The organism is Streptomyces sp. NPDC025784, from assembly GCF_055558435.1.
This window is the reverse complement of record NZ_JBVHMN010000020.1, coordinates 87,199-103,847: the sequence shown is the minus strand read 5'-3', so window position 1 is coordinate 103,847 and position 16,649 is coordinate 87,199. Positions and strand designations below refer to the sequence as shown.

Sequence of the window (16,649 nt, the reverse complement as noted above, 5' to 3'; positions counted from 1 at the left end):
TGTCAGCAGGGCCTCGCAGGACCCGCGTACGACGAGGTGGGGGCACAACAGCGCCATGGCACAGGGCACGGTCCAGGTGACGCACACCGGCACCTCGCGGTGGCGGCGCCGCACGGGTGAGTACGCATCGCTGGCCGCCGCCCTGGAGGCCGCGGCCGACGGAGACGTCCTCACCGTCGCTCCCGGCACCTACCGGGAGAACCTGGTGGTGCAGCGCGCGGTGACACTGCGTGGCCCCGAGGGGTCGCCCGGCTCCGTGCGCATCGCCCCGGCGGACGGGGTGCCGCTGACCGTGCGCGCCTCCGCCGTGGTCCAGGACCTGCACGTGGAGGGTCAGGACTCGGCCGCACCCGCGCTGCTCGTCGAGGAGGGCACCCCCGAGCTGCTGGACGTCCGGATCGTCACGCGGTCCGCGGTGGGGATCGAGGTGCGGTCCGGTGCCCGGCCCACCGCGCGCCGTTGCACGGTCGACAACCCCGCCGGCATCGGCATCGCCGTACTGGACGGCGGCGGTGGGGTGTTCGAGGAGTGTGAGGTCGTCGCGGCCGGCCAGTCGGGGGTCGCGGTCCGCGGCGGCGCCCGTCCGCGCCTGGACCGCTGCCGGGTGCACCACTCCTCCGGTGCCGGCCTGTCCGCCACCGGCGAGGGCTCCTCGCTCGAAGCGGTGGGCTGCGAGGTCTACGAGGTGAAGGGCTCCGGGGTGCAGATCACGGGGCGGGCCACGGCCCATCTCACCGACTGCGACGTGCACCGCACGACGGCGGACGGCGTCACGCTCGACACGGACGCGGTCCTCACGCTCGCCGACTGCCGCATCCACGACATCCCTGAGAACGCGGTGGACCTGCGCTCGCGTTCCGTGCTCACACTGACGCGCACCACCGTGCGGCAGTTCGGCCGCAACGGCCTGTCGGTGTGGGACCCCGGCACCCGCGTCGACGCCAACCAGTGCGAGATCTTCGACAGCACCGGCGACTATCCGGCGGTGTGGGTCAGCGACGGCGCGACCGCGGTCCTCGACTCCTGCCGTGTGCACGACGTGCCCGACGCCCTGTTCGTCCTCGACCGCGGCTCCCGCGCGGACGTCGTCGACAGCGACATCTCCCAAGTACGCAACACGGCGGTCTCGGTGAGCGACGGCGCCACCGCCCAACTCGACGACTGCCGGATCCGGGACGCCGCGACGGGTGCGTGGTTCCGTGACCACGGCAGCGGTGGCACCCTCTCCGGCTGCACCGTCGACGGCACACAGACCGGTGTGATCGTCACCAAGGGCGCCGATCCCACCATCGAGCGCTGCACGGTCACCTCGACCGCCGAGGCGGGTTTCTACGTGTCGGCCGACGGCCGGGGCAGCTTCCTCAACTGCCGGGTCATCGACAGCGGGGGCTACGGCTTCCATGTGATCGACGGCTGCCGCTCGACGCTCAGGAAGTGCCGTACCGAGCGGTGCGCGCGCGGGGGTTACGAGTTCGCGGACGGCGGCGCACCCGGTGGTGGACCGGTCGTCGAGGACTGCACGAGCGACGAGAGCGCCGGGCTGCGTCCGCCGGTGCCCGAGACGGCCGTTCAGACGTCGAGTCCGTCGTCGGGTCTGCTGGGTGCCATCCCGGGCCAGCGGACCACCGAGCACGAGCCCCTGGTCACCGCGGAGGTGCCGGCACAGCCCGCACGCACGTCCAAGGCGGTCCTCGGCGAACTCGACGCGCTGGTGGGCCTGGAGAGCGTCAAGCGGGAGGTGCGGGCGCTCACCGACATGATCGAGGTGGGCCGGCGCCGGCAGGAGGCGGGCCTCAAGGCAGCCTCGGTCCGCCGCCATCTGGTCTTCACCGGCTCCCCCGGTACCGGCAAGACGACGGTGGCCCGGCTGTACGGCGAGATCCTCGCCTCGCTGGGCGTCCTGGAACAGGGCCATCTCGTCGAGGTGTCCCGGGTGGACCTGGTCGGCGAGCACATCGGCTCCACCGCGATCCGCACCCAGGAGGCGTTCGACCGGGCGCGCGGCGGTGTCCTGTTCATCGACGAGGCGTACGCGCTGTCGCCGGAGGACTCGGGGCGGGACTTCGGTCGCGAGGCCATCGACACCCTGGTGAAGCTGATGGAGGACCACCGGGACGCGGTCGTGGTGATCGTCGCCGGCTACACGGAGGAGATGGAGCGGTTCCTCTCGGTCAACCCCGGTGTGGCGTCCCGTTTCTCACGCACCATCACCTTCGGCGACTACGGGCCCGACGAGCTGCTGCGGATCGTGGAGCAGCAGGCCGAGGAGCACGAGTACCGGCTCGCCCCGGGCACGGCCGAGGCATTGCGGAAGTACTTCACCGCGATTCCGAAGGGCCCCGCGTTCGGCAACGGCCGCACCGCGCGACAGACCTTCGAGGCGATGGTGGAGCGACACGCGGGACGGGTCGCCCAGCTGGCGGAGCCGGACACCGACGACCTCACGCTGCTCTACCCGGAGGACCTGCCGGAGCTGCCCTGAGGGCCGCCGTCCTGCGGGCGGGGAGCGGGCACTTCGGGTCTCAGCCGGCTCAGCAGCCGCGCCCGCTCGACGTCGAAGGCCGGGTCCGCCTGGTAGTCGGAGTGGCCGAGGATCGGTGCGGGCAGCGGGTGTTGTTCGGTCCGTCCGTAGGCGAGCGGGTCCTTCAGGGGTTCGTGGTCGACCTGGGGGCCGCAGTCGCCCGGCAGCAGGACCGGGCCGCCGATGGGGTCGGTCGGACGGTAGAGATTGCGCCAGCAGGCGACCTCGTGGTGCAGAGCGGTCAGGGCGGCCGGGCCGAAGTGGGCCGGGAACCAACGGCCGTACAGGCGCTCCAGCGGCGAGCCGTAGGTGAGCAGGGCGATCCGCTTGCGGACCGCCGGTTTCAGCTGCCAGGCCGCCGCGGCCGCCAGCACACTGCCCTGGGAGTGCCCGGACAGTACGAGCCGTCCGCCGGTGGTGCGGATCCACGTGGCCATGCGCCAGGTCAGGTCGGGCACGGCGCGCTCGGCGTAGCAGGGCGGTGCGAAGGGATGGGCGGCGCGCGGCCAGAACGTGCCGACGTCCCAGAGGATGCCGATGGTGCGGCGGGCCGCGGGGTCCTTGTAGGCGCGGCGGCCCCAGGTGACGAACAGTATGAAGCCGAGGCCGATCAGCCAGGAGCCGAGCGCCTGTGCGGTCTGCGCTCCGCCCCGCACGAAGCCGTACGCACCTCGCGCGGCGTCGCCCGGGGCGTCGCCGGTGGCGAAGGCCCCGACGAGCGCGGCGGCACCGAGGAGCAGCGTCACGGACGACAGGACGCCGGTCATGACGGGGGCCAGGTCGGTGAGCGTGGCCATCGCGCGGGCGCCGGCGATGCGGCGGGTGCGGGCGATGTCCCGGGGCTGTCCCTCGTGGTCGAGTGCGACGGCGGCCATCTCGCGGTCGCGCAGCCGCCAGGTGTGCCGGGCGAGCCGGGCGCCGAGCACGAGGAGGACGAGGAGCAGCGGCGGGATCGCCGAGGCCTGCCAGGTCAGCAGGACGGGCGGGCCGGGGAGCGAGTCCCGGGTGCCGTCCAGCCAGTCGGCCACACGCTGGGAGACGCCTCCGGACATGACGCCGCCGAGCGCGCAGGCGAGCATCGCGACGGCGGGTCCGGCGATGCCGCGCATCGCGGTGCGCGGGTCGGGACGTGTGCGGTACAGGGTGTGGGCCACCCCGCACAGGGCGATGACGATCAGGCCCTGCAGGAAGGCGATGCCGCCGAACGTCAAGTCGCCGGGCAGGCGTCCCGTGGAACGCCAGCCCGGCCGGGACCAGCCGGCGTACACCGAGGTCAGGACGAGGAGGACGAGCGATCCGACGGGCAGCCGGCGCACGAGCACGTGATCCAGCTCCTTGTCGAGCCGGTTCTCGCTGCGTCCGCGCCGGCAGACCACCCAGAGCACGAAGAAGGCGCCCACCACGAGCGTCGCCTCCAGGAGCGTGCCCAGCGCGTCGAGCACGGCGGGACCGCCGGGCCTGCGGTCGTGGCGGGCGGCGGAGCTGCCGACCGCCGCGGCGACGGTCAGGAAGCCCGCCGCCGTGTGGGCGGCACGCAGTCGGGCCACCAGCCGGCGCCCGTACCAGAAGCCGGGACGGCCGAGTCCGGTACGGCCGGTCTCCTCGGCGGGCTCCGCGGCGCGGGGCATCGGCCGGTGCGACTCGTAGGCGCTCCAGGTGCGGTGCGACAGGTACCAGAGCAGACCGGTCAGCGCGGCGGGCACGAGGCCGGCGAGGGCGAGCCGGCGGCCCGGCTGGCTCCACCATCCGCCGCCGGACACGGTCGGTGAGAGGAACCCGAGCCAGGTGTGCTCGCGGGCGCACGCGCGCGTGCCCGCGCACTGCCAGGCGGTGAGGTCGAGGGCGACCTCGCAGACGGCGGCCACCAGGAGCACGGTCAGGCTGAGCGCGGCGAGGCGCACGAGGAGGCCGTAGAGGCGGACGGTGCGCGTGCGTCCGCGTGTGGCGGGCCGCATCCAGTGAGCGAGGTTGACGACCATGAACGGCAGCAGCAGCAGCCACAGGGCGCGGGTCCCGTTGCCGGACGTGAGATTGCACCACACGTAGGCCTCGCGCACCGGCCCGTCCCGGTGCTCGTCGGGACGCCGTTCCGCCTCCGCGTCGTCGACGCGGCGGTAGACGGCGGCCGTCTCGTCCCCGGTGACCCGGACCGTCCGTGGATCGTTCAGCATCACCTCGGGTGTCGTGCCGCCCACCCCGTGGACCAGGAGTTCCAGGGAGGCGCCGCCTGCCGTGGGCCGCTGCTCCGGGGTGCCCGGCTCCCCAGTCGAGGCATGTTCCCTTGCACGTTCCACTGTTTCGCACTTCCCCCGTGCCGCGTGTGTCGCATGCGTCGTGTGCCGGCACCAGGATCTCCACTCCGCGGGGTGTGCACACGCGTAGTCACCGAATCTCCCCGATACGTGTGACAGTCGCGCCGCGGGGTGCGCTCCCGATGTCCGTGCGGGCAGTGGAGCGACTGTCGGTGACCCGTGCGAGGATGGGACGTCCTCCAGACCTCGGACAAGGAGAATGTCCACGTGGGAGTGGGTTCGGACGGAGTGTCGGACAGCGTGCGACGAAAGGACCGGAGCGGACGTGAGTGAGAATCAGAACCTCCTCGCGGAGCAGCGCCGCGCCCTGATCCTGGACGAGGTGCGCCGCCGCGGTGGCGTCCGTGTGAACGAGCTGACGCGCAGGCTCGGCGTCTCCGACATGACGGTCCGCCGTGACCTCGACGCCCTCGCCCGCCAGGGGGTCGTGGAGAAGGTGCACGGGGGTGCCGTGCCGGTGGTCGAGGCGAGCACGCACGAGCCGGGCTTCGAGGCCAAGTCCGGGCTCGAACTGACCGCCAAGGAGGACATCGCGCGCGCCGCCGCCGAGTTGGTCGCGCCGGGCTCGGCGATCGCGCTCTCGGGCGGTACGACGACGTACGCGCTGGCCCATCAGCTCCTCGACGTCCCGGACCTGACGGTGGTCACCAACTCGGTGCGGGTGGCGGACGTGTTCCACACGGCGCAGCGCACGTCGGGGCAGCGGCAGGGGGCCGCGACGGTGGTCCTGACCGGTGGTGTGCGCACACCGTCCGACTCCCTGGTCGGGCCCGTGGCCGATCAGGCCATCGGGGCTCTCCACTTCGACGTGCTGTTCCTCGGTGTGCACGGCATATCGATCGAGGCGGGTCTGTCGACTCCGAACCTCGCGGAGGCCGAGACGAACCGGCGGCTCGTGCAGTCCGCACGGCGCGTCGTCGTGGTCGCGGACCACACGAAGTGGGGCACGGTGGGCCTGAGTTCGTTCGCCGCGCTCGATCAGGTCGACACGCTGGTCACCGACGCCGGGATGCCCGCGGCGGCGCGTGTGGAGATCGCGGAACACCTGAGGCGGCTGGTGGTGGCCGGTGAGCCCGGAGACGGTACAGACATCTGACGGTCCGACAGCTATGGTGACGTGGCCCGCGCCGCCGCCGCTGTGCCGATCGCACGGCGGACGCCGTCGCCCGTGCGGCCGGTGGGGCGGGTGCGCACTGGTCATCGCCCGCTGACTGCCACCCGGGACTCCGTTCCCGCTAGGGGGTTTCGTTCATGGCACGCCGTCTGCGTCCCGTGGGACCCGACTTCGTCGAGACCGCACCGCTGCGTCTGGTGTTCGCGCGGGTGGTGAAGGCCCCTCCCGAAGCCGTCTTCCACGCGCTCGCGGAGGACGTGCCCGGCTGGAGCGAGTGGTTCTCGGCCGTGACGCTGGCCCGGCCCATCGCGGACGGCGCCGGCCGCGAGGTCCGGCTCAGGGGCGGCACGCGCTTCACGGAGTCGGTCCTGACGTCCCGGGCGCCGGAGGTGTACGCGTACCGGGTGGACGGCACGAACGCGCCGGGTCTGCGTGCCCTCATCGAGGAGTGGCGGCTCTCCCCCGACCCGTCGGGCACCCGGGTGCAGTGGACCTTCGCGGCGGACGGCACGGCTCTGTTCAGAGCGGCTCTCACGCTCGGCCGCGCGGGTCTCGGCCGCGCCTTCCGCGACGCGGTGACGGCCCTGGACCGCCGGTTGGCGTCCGCGCCCGCCTGACGTCGACGGACCACTCGTACCGCCGGGCTCACCCCCCGGCGCCTCCGGCGTGACCCCTGCGCCGTCGCTCTCGCCACCGATGCCGTCGGCCTGGCCCTCGTACCGTCAGTCCGGCCAGACGCCCGTCTCCAGCAGGGACGTGATCGCCGCCGTGTACGGCTCGATGTCCAGTCCCTGTTCGGCCAGCCACTCGTCGGAATAGTACTTGTCGAGATAGCGGTCCCCGGGATCGCACAAGAGCGTCACCACGCTCCCCTTGCGTCCCTCGGCCACCATCTCGGCGACGATCTTCAGTGCGCTCCACAGGCCGGTGCCGGTCGAGCCGCCGGCCTTGCGTCCGATGGCCTGTTCCAGGGCGCGTACCGCGGCGACGCTCGCCGCGTCCGGCACCTTCATCATCCGGTCGATGGCACCGGGAACGAAGCTCGGCTCCATGCGCGGTCGGCCGATGCCCTCGATCCGCGAGCCACAGTCGCAGGTGACCTCGGGATCACCGGTGGTCCACCCCTCGAAGAAGCAGGAGTTGTCCGGGTCGGCGACGCAGATGCGGGTGTCGTACTGCATGTAGTGGACATAGCGCGCGAGGGTGGCCGAGGTGCCGCCGGTGCCGGCCGTGGCGACGATCCACGCGGGCTCCGGGAAGCGTTCCAACTCCAGCTGACGGAAGATGGATTCGGCGATGTTGTTGTTGCCGCGCCAGTCCGTGGCGCGTTCCGCGTAGGTGAACTGGTCCATGTAGTGACCACCGGTCTCGACCGCGAGCGCGGCCGACTCCTCGTACATCTTGCGGGAGTCGTCCACGAAGTGGCATTGCCCGCCGTGGAATTCGATCAGGCGGCACTTCTCCGCGCTCGTGGTGCGCGGCATGACCGCGATGAACGGGACCCCGATGAGCTTGGCGAAATAGGCTTCGGAGACGGCGGTCGAACCGCTGGAGGCCTCGATGACGGGGCGACCGGGACGGATCCAGCCGTTGCACAGTCCGTACAGGAACAGCGAGCGGGCGAGCCGGTGCTTGAGGCTGCCGGTGGGGTGGGTCGACTCGTCCTTGAGGTAGAGGTCGATGCCCCACTTCTCGGGCAGCGGGAAGCGCAGCAGGTGTGTGTCGGCCGAGCGGTTCGCGTCCGCCTGGACCTTGCGGACGGCTTCTTTCAGCCAGGCCCGGTAGTCCGCGTCGCTGCGGTCGACGTCGAGGGTTGCGCCGGTCCGGATCTGCTGGGGAGGGGTGCTCACGGCGAGGCTCCTTAGGCATCGTGCCGACGCCGCTCAACTGTGTCGGACACCTCGATCATAATCAGCTTCCACACGCTTCTCACCTGCATAAACACACCTTTGAGCATCTCAAAGACGCGCCTGGGGAACGGGCCGTGCGGCCATGGGGGCGCACACCGGCGCGCGCTCCCGTCGCGACCACCGGACCGTCATGCGCACTGGTGCTCGCCGCAACCTGCGGGCAGACTGCACCGCACGGAAGCGTCCCGCGTGCCGCCCGCGGCGCGGGACCACGGTCCGGTGCGGTGCACACTGGATCACGGATCGACGCGGGACCGCGACAGGGCAGAGCCGAAGCGCACAAGGGGGCGGGGCATCATGGCGGAGCCGGAGTTCACGGCCACGGGCGTGCGGATCGGGAAGAGGCTGCGCTCGCTCACCCGGGCGGGACAGGTCCGGATCAGCGACGGCAGGCTGCAACTGCTCACCAGCTACGGCAGCGAGATCGACAGCGCTCCCGTGCAGGCGGTGCGCGCGTCCAAGCCGTGGTTCGCGCACGAGGACCGCGCGTTGGCGGATGTCAACGGCACCCGCTACTCGCTCACCCTCGGCGAGCACGACCCCGCGCCCGGCGCGCCGGGGCCGCCCTCGGCGCGCCGGTTCATCGAGGCGGTGCGCAAGGCGGCAGGGCGCAGCGGCTGAAGCGGCTCCCGGCGGCGGCACACCCGGGCCACGCCCCGGAGCGCACAGCGGTCGGACGGCAGCAGTCCGGCCACGGCGGACCGAACGGCCGCAGGGCACGGCTCCCGCGCTCGTCCCGCCGCGCGGCCGCGGGGCTCACCAGCCTCGGGGCAGAGGGAGGAAAGGACGCCCGGAACGGACCGGCGGCACCGCGGGACCCGAGCCGGTCGGCACCTCAGGACACAGCATCCGAAGCAGCACACGAGGGCGGTCGGCCCAGGTGGACGTACACGGCGTAGGCGACTGACAGCGCCGCGAGTTGCGGGACCGCACCCCCTGAGTCACGCTGTTCTCACATCACTCTGGGTTTACCGGCGATAACGCTGCGAACCAGCCCGCCGGCCACCACAGCAGGCGGCCGTTCCACTCAGCCACTCTGCTGGATCCGATCTCCGCCTTCTTCCGGACCTCAATTCGGGGAGTCGCAGCCGTGATCAGCGAGCCAAGCAGGCATTGCACGGTGGAGCTCCAAGCCCTGCCGTCGCGGATCGGCCAGGTCCGCAGAATCGTATCTGCGCAGTTGCGCTACTGGCATATGGACGCCCTGATAGACCGGGCCGCGCTCGGCGTGACCGAGCTGCTGTCCAACGTCCATCAGCACGCCCAGCCCGACAAGCTGTGCACCGTGAGCATCGAGCTGCTGCTCGACCGGCTCACGGTCTCGGTGTACGACCACGACCCCCGCCTGCCCGAGGTGCGGGACGTGGACCCCACCTCCACCTGTGGCCGTGGCCTCGCCATGGTCGCCGCGATGAGCGAGAGCTGGGGTGTACGGCCCGAGGGCGAGTCGGGGAAGGTCGTGTGGTTCACGCTCCCGGCGCCCGCGGCGCCGGCACCGACGCCCGTGATCGCGGCGCCCGCGGTGGCCGCGCCCGCCCGCGCCCCGTACGACGCCGCCCGCGCGACCGCGCTCCGCCAGACCGTCGACGGACTCCGGCCGGAACACGCTCCCGCCCGGTCAGCCGTTCCCGGCTGACCGGGCGGTGAACAACCTCTCGCACATCGCGGGAGCTCGTGCGCCGTTCGGCCTCCTGCGGCACACCCCGCCGCCGGGGTCGCACGTCGCTCAGCGGCTCACTCGGTGGCGATGGCGCGCAGCACGTCCAGGCGTGCGGCCCTGCGCGCCGGGCGCAGGCCCGCGAGGCCTCCGGCGGCGAGGCCCACCAGCGCCACCACGACCAGCTGCACGGGCGGTATCGCGAAGGCGAAGCTGCTGTCCGACGCGCCGTCGGACGCCTTGACGAGCACCCAGCCGAGGAAGGCACCGAGACAGAGCCCGCCCGCCGTGCCGAAGGCGGCCACGAGGACCGACTCCCAGCGGACCATGGCGCGCAGCTGGGCCCGGGTCTGTCCGACCGCCCGCAGCAGGCCCAGTTCACGGGTGCGTTCGTGGACCGCGAGCGTGAGTGTGTTGGCGATGCCGAGCAGGGCGATGAGCACGGCGAGCGCGAGCAGTGCGTAGACGAGGGTCAGCATCATGTCGATGCCGCCGGCCGAGGACTGCGCGTACTCGTCACGGGTCTGCACCTCGGGGTTGCCGAACCTCTGGGCCACCTTTTCCACCGCCGCCCTGCCGTCGGCCGTGCTCACCCCGTCCTTGAACGAGACCGCGACGAGGGTGTCGGAGTCCTGGATGCGGTGCGGGGCCCAGGCCGCGCGGGTGATGACGTAGTCGCCCGCCAGTTCGGACCGGCCGTAGACGGCGCGGACGGTGAAGTCCCGCTGCTCGCCGTCGGTGAAGGTGAGCCGGGCCGTGCCGCCGGTCCTGAGGTGCTGCCGGTCGGCCTCCTGCTCGGTGACCGCAATGCCGTCGGTGCCCAGGCCGGCCAGGGAGCCGCGGACCTCGCCGAGGTCGAAGACCTTGCCGAGTGCGATCGGATCGGTGACGGTGAGGGCGCGCCCGCTGCCGTTGACCTCGGCGACACCGCGGCCCAGGCCGACGGCGTTCTCGACGGTGGGCTGCCGGGCGATCGCGGGAGCCAGTCTCGGGCTCAGCCCACTGCCTCCGGCGCCGAACGACGGGGTGCTCACCGCCACGTCCCCCGCGAAGGACCGGGAGACGGTCTGGTCCATGGTGGCCTTGAGCGAGGCGCCGAAGACCGTGAAGAGCGAGACGACGGCGACGCCGATCATCAGCGCGCTCGCGGTGGCGGCGGTCCGTCCGGGGCTGCGCAGGGCGTTGCGGCGGGCGAGTCCCCCGGTGACTCCGCGCAGTGCGGCGAGGGGACTGCCGAGGATCCGTACGGCGGTCGTGGACGCGACCGGGCCGAGCACCACGAAGGCGGCGAGGGCCAGCACCGCGCCGAGCCCGGCGAGCCACAGGGACGGATCCGCCAGTACGCCGGTGAGGGTGCCGGCCAGCGCCAGCGCGGCCAGACCGCCACCGGCCACGGCACGCGTGCGCGAGGTCCCGGACCGGTCGACCGACGTGTCCCGCAGGGCGGCGAGCGGCGCGGTGTGCCCGGCGCGGACGGCGGGGAGCAGCGCGGAGCCGAGGCAGACCACGACGCCGACCGCGAGCGGCAGCAGCATGGACAGGGCGCCGATCACCAAATCCCCTTCGGGGAAGGGGAATCCGATGGCCGGGAACAGCGCCTGGAGCCCGGCGGCGATACCGACGCCGCCCGCGAGTCCCACGGCCGACGCGATCACGGCGACGACGCTCGCCTCGGCCAGGGTCGAGACGGTCACCTGACGGCGGGAGGCCCCGAGGGCGCGCAACAGGGCGTTCTCACGGACGCGTTGGGCGACGACGATCGCGAAGGTGTTGTGGATGGAGAAGGTCGCGACGAGGAGCGCGATGCCGGAGAAGACGAGCAGAAAGGTGGTGAAGAGGGTCAGGAACTGACTGGAGATCATGTCGGTGTTCTCCTGCGCCGACTCCTGGCCGGTGATCGCCTCGACTCCCTCGGGCAGGACGGGTTCGAGGTCCCTGACGAGGGTGCGCTGATCGACACCCGGGCCCGCCCGCACGCGGATGTTCGCCGCCTCGCCGGGCTTCGCGGTGAGGTACTTCTCGGCGTCGGCCTGCGTCATCCCCGTGAAGGTCACCTGCGCCATGCCGTCCTCGCCGCCGAAGGTGGCGAGTCCCACGATCGTGACCGGGACGGGGTCGGGTGTGCGCAGGGTCGTCGTGTCACCGATCTTCAGGTGGCCCTTCTCGGCGGCACCCCGGTTGACGACGACCTCGCCGGACTTCGTGGGGGCGCGGCCCTCGGCGAGCCGGTAGGCGTTGAGCCGCGGGTCGTCGATCCAGTTGCCCGCGAGGGTGGGCGGGCCCTGGCCGCCGACGGGTTCGCCGTCGGAGCCGACGAGTTGGCCCGCGCCCTGGATGTCGGGCGCCGCGGCGGCGACCCCCGGGGTCCGTGCGATGGTCTTCACCAGGGCGGTGTCGACGGGCCGGCGTACGCCCTGGCTCTCGCCGGGCGTGGTGATGGTGTCGGCGCTGCGGACGACGGCGTCGGTGCCCTCGGCCGCGTTGCCGAACATCGAGTCGAAGCCGGCACGCAGCGTGTCACCCATGACGAGGGTTCCGGCCAGGAAGGCGACGCCGAGGAAGACGGCGAAGAACGTGCCGGCGAAGCGGCGCTTGTGTGCCCTCAGTGAGGACACGCTGATGCGGAGCGCGGTGTTCATGACGGTGCTCCCTTGGCGTCGAAGGCCTTCATCCGGTCGAGGACCCTGTCGGCCGTCGGCGACTCCATCCGGTCCACGAGGCGTCCGTCGGCGAGGAAGACGACCTCGTCGGCGTGTGCGGCGGCGACCGGGTCGTGCGTGACCATGACGACGGTGCGGTCCATCCGGCGCACCGCGCGGCCGAGGAGGTTCAGGACCTCCTCGCCGGAGCGCGAGTCGAGGTTGCCAGTGGGCTCGTCCGCGAAGACGACGTCAGGTTGTCCGGCGAACGCCCTTGCCACGGCGACGCGTTGCTGCTGCCCGCCGGAGAGCTCGGCGGGGCGGTGGTGGAGCCGGTCGCGCAGCCCGACGACGTCGACGAGGGCGTCGATCCAGTCGCGCGAGCCCTTGGTCCCGGCGAGGTCCATGGGCAGGGTGATGTTCTCCGCGACGGTCAGTGTCGGGACCAGGTTGAAGGCCTGGAAGACGAAGCCGATGCGGTCGCGGCGCAGCAGGGTCAGACGGCGGTCGTCGAGGGAGCCCAGGTCGGTGCCGCCGATGCGGGCGGTGCCCGAGGTCAGGGTGTCCAGGCCGGCCGCGCAGTGCATGAGGGTGGACTTGCCGGAGCCCGAGGGCCCCATGATCGCGGTGAAGCGGCCGGCCTGGAAGCCGACGCTCACCCCGTCCAGGGCCCTCACGGCGGTGTCCCCGCTGCCGTACACCTTGACGGCGTCGGTGACGCGGGCCGCGTCCCGGGTGGCGGTCGTGGTGGTCACGCCGCACCGCCCTTGCCCGTGCGGCCGAACTGCTCGTCGAGGACGGACAGGCGGCGCCAGTACTCGTCCTCGTCGATCTCGCCGGAGGCGAAGCGGCGGCCGAGCACGGCGATCGGCTCGTCGCCGGCCGGACGGCCGTCGGCGGGGCCGAAGGCGCCCGTCGCCCGCCACGGGCCACGCCGGCCGCGCCAGGCGGTGCGGCGCAGGACGGTCACGACGCCGATCACGACGGCCGCCCAGATCAGCGGGAAGAAGAGGATCCACGGGCCGGGCCCGCCGTCCCAGTTCGCCAGGGTCTGCATCTCGGGTCATCTCCTCGGTGGGATGCGATGGGTTCGTTGCGATGCATCGAGACTGGCTCCGGGAGGGGGTCCGAGTCGTCGTACGGCCAGCGGCCGTGCGCGTACCTCCCCGGGAGTACGCGGGACGCCGTCGGCTGCTTCCTGCACGACCTCGACTCTGTACCTATCGGTATGTACAGTGAGCTCATGAGCACCCAGGAGCGACTGATCGAGTCCACTCGCGAGCTGCTGTGGGAGCGCGGTTATGTGGGCACGAGCCCCAAGGCCATCCTGGAGCGCGCGGGTGCCGGCCAGGGAAGCATGTACCACCACTTCAAGGGCAAGCCCGATCTGGCCCTCGCCGCGATCCGGCGCACCGCCGAGGAGATGCGGGCGGGCGCGGAGGCCGTGCTGAGCGCGCCGGGGTCACCGTACGAGCGCATCGAGGCGTATCTGCGCCGCGAGCGCGACGTGCTGCGCGGCTGCCCCGTCGGGCGGCTGACGATGGATCCGGAGGTGATCGCGAGCGACGAACTGCGGGCGCCCGTCGACGAGACCCTCGACCGGCTGCGCGAGCGCCTGGCCGGGATCGTCGAAGAGGGCAAGGAGCAGGGCCAGTTCGCGCCGACGCTCGACGCGGAGGAGATCGCCGCGACGATCCTCGCGACCGTCCAGGGCGGCTATGTGCTGGCGCGCGCGTCCGGATCGCCCGCCGCTTTCGACACGGCGGTGAGAGGACTGCTCGCCCTGCTCACCCCGCTGCGCTGACACCGCGCGGGGACGCTCTCCCCCGGACCCGACACCTCTCCCCGAAGGGGCATCGCATGCACGCCATGCAGTACGAGCTGACCTTCCCCGCCGACTACGACATGGGCATCATCCGCGACCGTGTCGCCAGGGTCGGGCACCTGCTGGACGACTGGGACGGACTCGGCTTCAAGACGTATCTGATCCGCGAGCGCGGGGTGGACGGCTCGCCGGTGAACCAGTACGCGCCCTTCTACCTGTGGAACACCGACGAAGGCATGAACCGGTTCCTCTGGGGCGGCGCGTTCCAGGGGCTCGTCGACGACTTCGGCCGGCCCGCGGTCCAGCACTGGACCGGTCTGGCGTACGAGGAGGGCGGCGCCGCCGGCTCGCCCGCCCGGGTCGCGGTGCGCCGGAGGGAGCACCTGGAGCCGGGAGCGGAGCTGTCCGAGACCATGGAGGAGGCGGTGCGCGAGGCCGGGCGGACCGCCGCGCTGGACGGGGCGGTCTGCGCCGCCGCGGCCGTCGACCCGCGGCACTGGCAACTCGTCCACTTCTCGTTGTGGGACCACGACTCCCCCAAGGTCACGGGCGACGTCTTCCAGGTGCTGCACATGTCGGCGCCGGGGCGTGACCGGCTGCCGCGCGGACGACAGTGGTGAGCCTGCCTCCCGCCACGGCCGCCGCGACGGTGCGCACGGTCCTCGGTGACGTGCGTCCCGAGGACCTCGGGGTGTGCGACGCCCACGACCACCTCTTCTTCGCCAGCCCGCAGCTCCCCGGCCAGGAGTTGAACGACGCGTCGGCCGCCCGCGCCGAGCTGGCCGCGTTCCGCGACCGGGGTGGCGCCGCCGTGGTGCAGTGGACGCCGTACGGTCTCGGGCGGCGCGCCGCGGACCTGCCGCTGGTCGCCCGCGACACCGGTGTCCATGTGGTGGCGGCGACCGGGCTCCACCAAGCGGTGCACTACGGGCCGGAGTTGCTCGCCGGGCTGCGCGGGAGGCTGGCCGAGGTGTTCGTCGCCGAACTCACCTCGGGCATCGGCACATCCGGGGTGCGGGCCGGTCTGATCAAGGTCGCGGGCGGTTTCCACGCCGTGGACGCGCACGCCCGCTGGACGATGAGCGCGGCGGCCGAGGCCCACCACGCGACGGGTGCGCCGATCGCCGTCCACCTGGAGCTGGGCACCGGGGCCCTCGACGTACTCGACCTGCTGTGCGGCGAGTTGGGGGTGCCGCCGGACCGGGTGGTGCTGGGCCACCTCAATCGTTCACCGGACTTCGTGGTGCAGCGCGAGGCCGCCGGGTCGGGAGCCTTCCTCGCCTTCGACGGCCCCTCCCGTACCCATCACGCCACCGACTGGCGCATGCCGGACGCCGTGCGGGCCCTCGCCGACGCCGGCTTCGGCCACCGGCTGCTGCTCGGCGGGGACACGACGACCGCCGCGGCACGCTCGGTCGACGGGGGTCCGGGCATGCCGTATCTGCTGCGGCGGGTGCGTCCGCGGCTCGAACTCGCCGTCGGCAGGGACCTGGTGGACCGTATCCTCACCGAGAACCCCGCGCGGGCGTTCGCGACCGCGTGGTGAGGTGCCCTCTCTCGGGGGAGGGCACCGTCACACCCGCGGCCGCCGCGCGGGTCACTTCACCTGGATGAATGATGCGAAGGTGTGAGTGGTCGAGACAGATGTCACCTGGTCGCGCAGGCTGACACCAGCCGCGTGCACCCACCGCGATCTGCCGCCCGAGCCGGGCCGCGACGGGTGGAGCCCGGCCGGGCGGGTGGGAGCTACTGGAGACGTGTCGCAGTCCGGATGAAGTCGGCGACGGCTCTGGACCGGCTGTGCGGTGGCCAGGCGATCACGGTGGTGACTGTCGGCGCGTCCAGCACGGGCACGGCGGCGAGGTCACCGTGCAGTTGGGCTCGGCACGACTCCGGTGAGACCGCACAGGCACGGCCGAGCGCGACGAGCTGCAACAACTGCGCATGGTCGCGGACCTGTGGGCCGGGGCCGGGCGGGTAGGTGCCGTCGGGGTCGGGCCAGCGTGGGAGGGGCAGGCCCGGCAGCCCGGTGATGTCGGCCATGTACACATGGGCCCGGGCGGTGAGCGGATGCCCGGACGGCAGGACCACAACCTGACTCTCCGTGCTGAGCTCTTCGGTGTGGAATCCGGCCGTCGAGTCGAACGGCCGGTGCAGCAGCGCCACGTCGGCCCGGCCCTCGCGCAGGAGTCGTTCCTGCTCGGCCGGACCGCACAGGATGACGTCGACGGGGACCGCGCCGGGTTCGGCGGCGTACGCGTCGAGCAGTCTCGCCAGCAGTTCCCTGGACGCGCTGGCCTTCGTGACCAGGACCAGGCCGGGGCTGCCGGTCACGGAAAGGGCGGCGCGGCGCGTCCGACGCTCGGCGGCCTCGACCGCGTCGAGAGCCGCCCGGCCCTCGACCAACAGCACCGAGCCGGCCGCGGTCAGCGTGACAGTGCGACTGGTCCGATCCAACAGCACGGCCCCGAGCCGGCGTTCGAGCCGCTGGATCGCCCGTGACAGAGGCGGCTGCGCGATCCCGAGCCGCTGCGCGGCACGCCCGAAGTGCAGCTCTTCAGCGACAGCGACGAAATACCGCAGTTCCCGGGTCTCCATTCGGCCACGCTATCCCGGATCGATACCCTGACGGTATCGTCGCGCACCCGATCGGTCTTGGACCCCGGCCGAG

General features: G+C 72.5%; 14 protein-coding genes. 8 read left to right on the top strand and 6 right to left on the bottom strand.

Annotated features, from left to right (window positions below):
- Nucleotides 1–55: 55 nt before the first annotated feature.
- Nucleotides 56–2,482, top strand: coding sequence for a right-handed parallel beta-helix repeat-containing protein (locus ACZ4IF_RS35075; RefSeq protein ID WP_467570324.1), 2,427 nt, complete (start codon nucleotides 56–58; stop codon nucleotides 2,480–2,482).
- Here ACZ4IF_RS35075 and ACZ4IF_RS35070 read toward each other — a convergent pair.
- Complete coding sequence (locus ACZ4IF_RS35070; protein ID WP_467570321.1) at nucleotides 2,452–4,815, bottom strand: hypothetical protein; 2,364 nt, start codon at nucleotides 4,813–4,815, stop codon at nucleotides 2,452–2,454. The genes ACZ4IF_RS35075 and ACZ4IF_RS35070 overlap by 31 nt on opposite strands.
- Before the next feature lie 283 nt (nucleotides 4,816–5,098).
- On the opposite strand from ACZ4IF_RS35070, the gene ACZ4IF_RS35065 reads away from it, so the two are divergent.
- Nucleotides 5,099–5,929: a DeoR/GlpR family DNA-binding transcription regulator gene (locus tag ACZ4IF_RS35065; protein WP_345657550.1), complete on the top strand. Its 831-nt coding sequence runs from the start codon at nucleotides 5,099–5,101 to the stop codon at nucleotides 5,927–5,929.
- 155 nt (nucleotides 5,930–6,084) lie between these two features.
- Nucleotides 6,085–6,564: an SRPBCC family protein gene (locus ACZ4IF_RS35060; RefSeq protein WP_467570317.1), complete on the top strand. Its 480-nt coding sequence runs from the start codon at nucleotides 6,085–6,087 to the stop codon at nucleotides 6,562–6,564.
- Nucleotides 6,565–6,669: 105 nt separating this feature from the next.
- Here the strand turns inward: ACZ4IF_RS35060 and cds1 are convergent, their stop codons facing one another.
- Nucleotides 6,670–7,797, bottom strand: a complete 1,128-nt coding sequence (gene cds1 / locus ACZ4IF_RS35055; protein ID WP_095932545.1) for an L-cysteine desulfhydrase Cds1 — start codon at nucleotides 7,795–7,797, stop codon at nucleotides 6,670–6,672.
- 357 nt (nucleotides 7,798–8,154) lie between these two features.
- Between cds1 and ACZ4IF_RS35050 the strand changes: the two genes are divergently transcribed.
- Both ACZ4IF_RS35050 and ACZ4IF_RS35045 read left to right on the top strand, forming a co-directional pair.
- The gene (locus tag ACZ4IF_RS35050) at nucleotides 8,155–8,478 is read left to right on the top strand and encodes a hypothetical protein (RefSeq protein ID WP_028799621.1); all 324 of its coding nucleotides are present in this window, start codon (nucleotides 8,155–8,157) and stop codon (nucleotides 8,476–8,478) included.
- Between the two features lie 469 nt (nucleotides 8,479–8,947).
- Nucleotides 8,948–9,493 carry an ATP-binding protein gene (locus ACZ4IF_RS35045; protein WP_467570314.1) on the top strand — a complete coding sequence of 182 codons (546 nt, stop codon included), beginning with the start codon at nucleotides 8,948–8,950 and terminating at the stop codon, nucleotides 9,491–9,493.
- 98 nt (nucleotides 9,494–9,591) lie between these two features.
- On the opposite strand, the gene ACZ4IF_RS35040 is transcribed toward ACZ4IF_RS35045, so the two are convergent.
- From ACZ4IF_RS35040 to ACZ4IF_RS35030, 3 genes are read right to left on the bottom strand one after another with little or no spacing between them, the layout of a single operon-like run.
- A complete protein-coding gene (locus tag ACZ4IF_RS35040) occupies nucleotides 9,592–12,153 on the bottom strand; it encodes an ABC transporter permease (protein WP_467570311.1) in 2,562 nt (853 codons plus the stop codon).
- Nucleotides 12,150–12,908 (bottom strand): ABC transporter ATP-binding protein, encoded by a 759-nt coding sequence (locus tag ACZ4IF_RS35035; RefSeq protein ID WP_467570309.1) that lies wholly within the window; start codon nucleotides 12,906–12,908, stop codon nucleotides 12,150–12,152. The genes ACZ4IF_RS35040 and ACZ4IF_RS35035 overlap by 4 nt, the downstream gene beginning before the upstream one ends.
- Entirely contained in the window at nucleotides 12,905–13,210 is a 306-nt protein-coding gene (locus ACZ4IF_RS35030; RefSeq protein WP_359496234.1) for an SHOCT domain-containing protein, read from the bottom strand. The genes ACZ4IF_RS35035 and ACZ4IF_RS35030 overlap by 4 nt, the downstream gene beginning before the upstream one ends.
- 171 nt (nucleotides 13,211–13,381) lie before the next feature.
- On the opposite strand from ACZ4IF_RS35030, the gene ACZ4IF_RS35025 reads away from it, so the two are divergent.
- From ACZ4IF_RS35025 to ACZ4IF_RS35015, 3 genes are read left to right on the top strand one after another with little or no spacing between them, the layout of a single operon-like run.
- Nucleotides 13,382–13,957 carry a TetR/AcrR family transcriptional regulator gene (locus tag ACZ4IF_RS35025; protein ID WP_467570306.1) on the top strand — a complete coding sequence of 192 codons (576 nt, stop codon included), beginning with the start codon at nucleotides 13,382–13,384 and terminating at the stop codon, nucleotides 13,955–13,957.
- Nucleotides 13,958–14,013: 56 nt separating this feature from the next.
- Nucleotides 14,014–14,598, top strand: a complete 585-nt coding sequence (locus ACZ4IF_RS35020) for a DUF4865 family protein (protein ID WP_467570303.1) — start codon at nucleotides 14,014–14,016, stop codon at nucleotides 14,596–14,598.
- The gene (locus ACZ4IF_RS35015) at nucleotides 14,595–15,524 is read left to right on the top strand and encodes a phosphotriesterase family protein (protein WP_467570300.1); all 930 of its coding nucleotides are present in this window, start codon (nucleotides 14,595–14,597) and stop codon (nucleotides 15,522–15,524) included. The genes ACZ4IF_RS35020 and ACZ4IF_RS35015 overlap by 4 nt, the downstream gene beginning before the upstream one ends.
- 200 nt (nucleotides 15,525–15,724) lie before the next feature.
- Here the strand turns inward: ACZ4IF_RS35015 and ACZ4IF_RS35010 are convergent, their stop codons facing one another.
- On the bottom strand, nucleotides 15,725–16,576 hold the full coding sequence (locus ACZ4IF_RS35010; RefSeq protein WP_467570297.1) for a LysR family transcriptional regulator: 852 nt from the start codon (nucleotides 16,574–16,576) through the stop codon (nucleotides 15,725–15,727).
- Nucleotides 16,577–16,649: the final 73 nt, after the last annotated feature.